The 6,075-nt window shown below is 44.0% G+C and carries 5 protein-coding genes; 4 read left to right on the top strand and 1 reads right to left on the bottom strand.

Annotated elements, in window-relative coordinates:
- Positions 1 to 2,176 (top strand): response regulator (locus tag A3761_RS15415; protein ID WP_068750449.1); only part of this gene is annotated, 2,176 nt, incomplete at its 5' end.
- A 33-nt stretch (positions 2,177 to 2,209) separates the two neighbouring features.
- Here A3761_RS15415 and nadB read toward each other — a convergent pair.
- Entirely contained in the window at positions 2,210 to 3,823 is a 1,614-nt protein-coding gene (nadB, locus tag A3761_RS15420; RefSeq protein WP_068554718.1) for an L-aspartate oxidase, read from the bottom strand.
- A gap of 276 nt (positions 3,824 to 4,099) precedes the next feature.
- Here nadB and rpoE point away from each other — a divergent pair, with 276 nt between their 5' ends.
- From rpoE to A3761_RS15435, 3 genes are all read left to right on the top strand, one after another.
- Complete coding sequence (gene rpoE / locus A3761_RS15425; protein ID WP_068554737.1) at positions 4,100 to 4,708, top strand: RNA polymerase sigma factor RpoE; 609 nt, start codon at positions 4,100 to 4,102, stop codon at positions 4,706 to 4,708.
- Positions 4,708 to 5,358, top strand: a complete 651-nt coding sequence (locus tag A3761_RS15430) for a sigma-E factor negative regulatory protein (RefSeq protein ID WP_068509103.1) — start codon at positions 4,708 to 4,710, stop codon at positions 5,356 to 5,358. The genes rpoE and A3761_RS15430 overlap by 1 nt, the downstream gene beginning before the upstream one ends.
- Positions 5,359 to 5,385: 27 nt before the next feature.
- On the top strand, positions 5,386 to 6,075 hold a 690-nt coding region (locus tag A3761_RS15435; protein ID WP_304439618.1), incomplete at its 3' end, for a sigma-E factor regulatory protein RseB domain-containing protein.

The following is a 6,075-nucleotide window of genomic DNA, read 5'->3' on the forward strand; positions in this document are numbered from 1 at the left end:
AATAGAAAGTTACCTTAAAACGGTAAGTACTTCGCTCAGTAATGGGGCAGGTGATGATAAATTCAGTGCTGAAGTTAAACGCTTAGCAGAGGTGCTGGCTGAAGAATCTTATCAGGTTGAAGTTGAAGAAGGCTCTACGATAGCCGCTTTCTTGTTAGGTTTGCGGTTTGAAGCCTCAACAAATAAACCACTAATCTTGAAAGATGACCCTATTCTATTAGAGGCTTCATCAATCAGAGTCTTGAGCCTTCCCAATATTGGCTGGAAGGTCGTACTATCTATGCCTGCCCGGTATAGTATTGCGGTAGTAGATGAAATATCTGACGGCCTATTAAGCAATCTCTTAGTACTGTTAGTTTTCAGTGCTCTCTCTTATATTATCTTCTTCAACCTGGTCTTCATGGAGCCTATTAATAAGCTGACCCAGCAGGTGAGAAAGCTTGTTAGCCGTGAAGATTACGTAACGCGTCTGAAAATACCTAGCAGTAGCGAACTTTCCCAGTTAGCGAGCTGGTTTAATATTCGTACCTCTCAGCTGAGTGAAACCTTAGATGAGCTTAAGCAGCGAAACTCACAGTTGGATGACGCCAGAGAAGTTGCTGAAAGCGCTAACAGAAGTAAAAATATTTTTCTCGCATCCATGAGTCATGATATTCGAACGCCAATGAATGCCATCATTGGTTTGTCGGATGTGTTAAAGAAAACCAAACTCGATGCTGAGCAGGATAAGTTTGTAAATGTTATCAACTCTTCAGCTCAGGCTTTATTGTCCTTAATTAACGATATAATGGACTTTTCTAAGATCGAGGCGAATCAGTTAGATCTAGAAAGCATTCCTTTCGATTTGCGTCAGGTAGTTGATGACTGTGCAGATCTAATCAATTTTCAGGCACAAGAAAAGCGTTTGGAATTTATTTATTATCTATCTCCAGATATCAATCGCTGGGTCAAAGGCGACCCGAATAGAATACGACAGGTTATTCTGAATCTTGCTGCAAATGCGGTCAAGTTTACCAGTTCCGGGCGAGTTGAATTGTGGTTGGAATCGGCTTACCAGAATGACAACAATACCCAGCTAATTGTGGAAGTTCGAGATACCGGTATAGGGCTATCAAAAACTGCGCAAAGTAAGCTGTTTACTCCTTTCGTTCAAGGTGACTCTTCGACAACTGGAAAGTATGGCGGTACGGGCTTAGGGTTGACTATTTGTAAGCACTTGGCTGAGTTGATGGGTGGTAGCGTAGACTTTAGAAGTGAAGAAGGTATTGGCACAACGTTTATTTTCAAACTCAAACTGCAATGCCAGCAAGACAAAAATGTAGTACTACATGACGCTCAAAGAAAAACTGCATTGCCGACTAAAGTTCTATTGCTGGAAGGCAAGGATCACTTCCAAAACAGTGTGCTGGAACAGTATTTTAGAGCAGCAAAGATTGAATTTGAAACCTTCGTTAGTGTCTCATCCTGGTTGTCAGTGTTGGCTAAAGAAAGCCCTGATTCCTTGGTAACAGTATCGGTTGATTCCACCTTGCTATATGAACTCGAGTCAATGGAATCCCAGCTGCCTGACCCCCTTAAAAACCATAAAACTGTTTTAATGACTGATAAGGATGAATGCAGTGAGATTAAAGATCCTTCTTTCTCAGGGCGTTTTAGAATCAGCTTTTTGTCTCAACCACTAAGGTATGATGAATTATTAGCAGAAATTACCTGTCATGATGGAAGTCATGAGAGCGATAACATCAAGCTTGATAATGTTCAACATGGTGAAGACTTGGGCTTTGCGCCTCATAGTAAAATATTAGTCGTCGAAGATAATAAGGTTAATCAGCAGGTATTGATGATAATGCTTGACTATTTGAATCTGAAAGCTGATATCGCCAACGATGGTGTTGAAGCACTGGAGGCTGTTCAAAAATCTCATTACGATTTGATTTTGATGGACTGGCAAATGCCAAGAATGGATGGTCTAGAGGCTACTCGTAATATTAGGGCTATTCAAGGGCTTGTGCAGCCCGCAATCATTGCTGTTACTGCTAATGCTATGTCAGGTGATATCGAGAAGTGTATAGAGGCCGGTATGGATGACTATTTGAGCAAACCGGTGGAAAAAGATAAGTTAGAGCAGGCCATTCGTCGGTGGCTTGCTCCAAAACACGATGAGCAGGTTTCCTAAACTAAGTAAGCCGATATAAAGTTCTAGTTCGGTTTACCAGTCTCGGGTGGAATAATTAGTGGGGGTTAAAACCGTATCCTTGGCACTGGGGAGTCGCTCCGGGTAGTCTAGTGTATAGTGAAGGCCTCGGCTTTCTTTTCTCTGGATTGCGGAGCAAATGATCAGGTCTGCAACCGTGACAAGGTTTCTTAGTTCTAACAGGTCATTCGTCACGCTGTAGTTACTGTAATAATCAAGTATCTCTTGATGTAAAAGATCAACACGGTGCTTTGCTCGCTGAAGCCGCTTATTCGTTCGAACAATGCCGACGTAATCCCACATAAAGCGCCTTAACTCATCCCAATTATGCGAAATTACAACATCCTCGTCAGAATCGGTTACTTGGGACTCATCCCATAAAGGGGCATCGGGTGGCTCGGGAATATCTGCAGACTTTCTATTGATATCATTGGCTGCTGCCTGTCCATAAACGATACATTCAGTCAGGGAGTTGCTGGCCATTCGGTTTGCGCCATGTAAACCCGTGAACGACGCCTCGCCAACTGCATAGAGTTGATTAACATCAGTACGGCTTCGGTGGTCCACCATAATGCCTCCGCAGGTATAATGTGCAGCAGGGACGATGGGAATTGCCTGGTGGCAGATATCGATACCAAACTTCAAGCAAGTCTCATAAATCATCGGGAAGTGAGACTTGATAAAATCATCTGGCTCGTGGCTAATGTCAAGATAAAGATGGTCGGCACCGATACGTTTCATTTCATGGTCAATAGCTCGAGCGACAATGTCACGCGGCGCTAATTCTTCTCGCTTATCAAAACGATGCATAAATCGTTCGCCATTTGGCAGTAACAACTTTCCACCTTCGCCACGTACCGCTTCAGTTATCAAAAAGGACTTAGCTTGTGGGTGGTAAAGGCAGGTAGGGTGAAACTGGTTGAACTCCATATTGGCCACGCGGCAACCACTACGCCAGGCCATGGCAATGCCATCACCGCTGGCGCCGTCAGGGTTGCTTGTGTATAGGTAAGCTTTGCTTGCGCCGCCAGTTGCCAGTACGACGAATCGTGCTTTGAATAGCTCGACATGATCGCTGGACTGGTTAAGTACATAAGCCCCGACGCAGCGATTGCCAGGTAAGAAAAGCTTTTTGTGTGTGATAAGGTCGACCGCAACCCTGTTTTCAAAAATATCGATATTTTCTGCTAACTCTGCCTGCGAACAAAGTGCTGTAGAGATTGCCAAGCCAGTCGCATCGTCCGCGTGAATCACGCGGCGGTGACTGTGACCACCTTCTTTGGTTAGGTGATAAGTGTCTTCTTCAGCGTTGTCCATCTTGGTAAAGTCAACACCCTGATCAACTAACCAGGAGACACTCTGTCTGCCGTTTTCTACAGTCTGCCTGACTGCGTCTTCGTGACATAAACCAGCACCTGCATTAAGTGTGTCTCTGATATGAGACTCGATATCATCTTTCTCGCTGAGCACCGCTGCAATTCCGCCTTGCGCCCAAGGTGTCGAGCCGCTAGATAGACCTGCCTTTGATATCACTGCAACAGATAAGTCTTTATTCAAACCGAGAGCAGCACTTAGTCCAGCGGCGCCGCTGCCAATTATTAGAACATCATAGGTATAGGAAGAAGACATTATCGGTACTCATTCAATAAGTTAACGGCCGCTATTATTTAGATATTGAACTTATTTGTAAATGAAATGTCTCAATTCTATAGAGATAGCGATTAGCGCTTAAAGATCGAAGCGCATAGAATGACAAAGTGGGACATAGGTGTGACAGTCAATAATTTTAAACAATGTTTGAGTCATGTAGAGCAGGGTAAAGAAGTGTTAAAACAGCGAGAAGGCGTTTTAATTTTCGAGGCTCTGAGCGATAATGTAGTGATATTTCAACAAAAAACTAAAAATATGACTCATACCACACTGCCTGAAAAAACTGACGCTGACACGAGTATAGATCAGAAGTTAGTGGTCCGTGTGCAGCGGGGCGATAAAGCAGCCTTTGATTTACTGGTCATAAAGTACCAAAACAAGGTTGCAGCAGTCGTGTCTCGCTATGTTAGTGATTACCATGAAGTCGCTGATGTAACCCAAGAAGCCTTTATAAAGGCCTACCGAGCAATAGACAGGTTTAGAGGGGATAGTGCCTTTTATACCTGGGTTTATCGTATTGCTATAAACTGCGCTAAAAACTACCTTCAATCCAAAGGTCGGAGACCCCCGTCAAGTGATTGTGAGCTTGAGGATGCGGAGTTAAACCCAAATGCCAGTGCTTTAAAAGATACCGCATCACCTGAACAGTTGTTGAGTAAAGACCAGTTGGAAGCTGTGATCAAGAATACGATTAAAAAGCTGCCTGAAGATTTGCGCATCGCTTTGACGCTAAGGGAGTTTGATAATTTAAGTTATGACGAAATTGCGGCGGTGATGGAATGCCCGGTTGGAACTGTTAGGTCGCGTATATTTAGGGCTAGAGAAGCGATTGATAATGAGATCAAAGCCATGAGAGGTGATTAATGGACGAGAGATTAAGAGAGTCTATATCAGCGTTGATGGATGATGAGTCAAATGAGCTGGAACTTCAGCGAATACTCGGTCACTCCGATGAACAAGAGGTGCAGCTACTGTGGGGGCGCTATCATGAGGCGCGTCAGGTGCTGAAACGAGATAGTGAAAGCCACTTCAATATTGATATTAGTGCCGGGGTGGCTGCGGCAATCCGGGACAATGCAGCTGAACCTTCACTCGATATGAGTACCGAGATGGATAGCGTAGAAGGTACTGTCCCTCAGAATCTTGCTGATCGCCGTGAGGATCAAAAAGTTGTTCCGCTTCTTGATGATAGCTCTGAATCGTCGAGCAAAAGAGGCGGAAGTCGTGCTTGGCTTGCCTTAGCGGCCAGTGTCGCTTTTGCCTTTATTTTTGCTTTTCAAGGTACGACTGAACTGAATGATGAAATACAAAGCACTGCTGCGAATATTTCTGCTGAAGGTGCGCTGCTTAAAGTTTCTGCGCAAGAGCCTAAGGTTGTTGTTGAGATGACTGAAGAGCAGGCGCGTCATTTTAGTCAGTATTTACTGAGGCATGCTGAACACTCGATACGTGGTACTCAGTCTGGTTTTATGCCTTTGGCTAGGGTTGCAAGTGTCAATTCTGTTGGAATATAAGCTGAGCTTGGAAGTGAAAATATCATCATGTTAATTGATTTGAATAAGCTTAATACTAAAGTTCTTCTGCGTGGGTTGTTGCTACTTTTTTGTCTTGTCGGTGCGCCGCTCTATGCTCAAGGCGCCAAGGAGGAATGGATTTATCAGTTTCCAAAGGAGCGCAGCGCCTGGGAAGCAATTGATTGGTTGATGTTTATGCAACAAGCCTCTGTAGAGCAGAACTATCGTGGACGCTTTATGTTCTCGAGAGGTGCTATGTCGAGTACCATGAGTGTTATTCACCAGTACGAGAAGGGTCTTGAGAAAGAGCGCTTAAAGCAACTCGATGGCGAGATGGGCGAAATTGTCCGTGATGGTGAGCGGGTAATGTGCGTCTTTCCGAATAACAGAGTTGTAGAGGTAGAAAACAGTCCTCTTTCCAATAACTTTACTAATAAGTTTGTTGGTTTTATGCCTGGTAAGAGTCATTACTCTTTAGTTCTTAAGGGGAAAGAGAGAATGATAGAGCGTTCATGTGTTGTGGTGGAAATATCTGCCAATGACGATGAACGTTATAGCTATAAGCTATGGATAGATGAAGAGAAAGGCCTGCTCCTAAAGTCTGAGTTAATTGACCAAGAGCATAAAGCCTTGGAGCGTTTCCAATACACACATGTAGAGTACCCAAATAATATTGACTCGACCGTTTTCGATGTAATGGGGGCAGGGAAAGCGATT

It is taken from the genome of Oleiphilus sp. HI0123 (assembly GCF_001635315.1).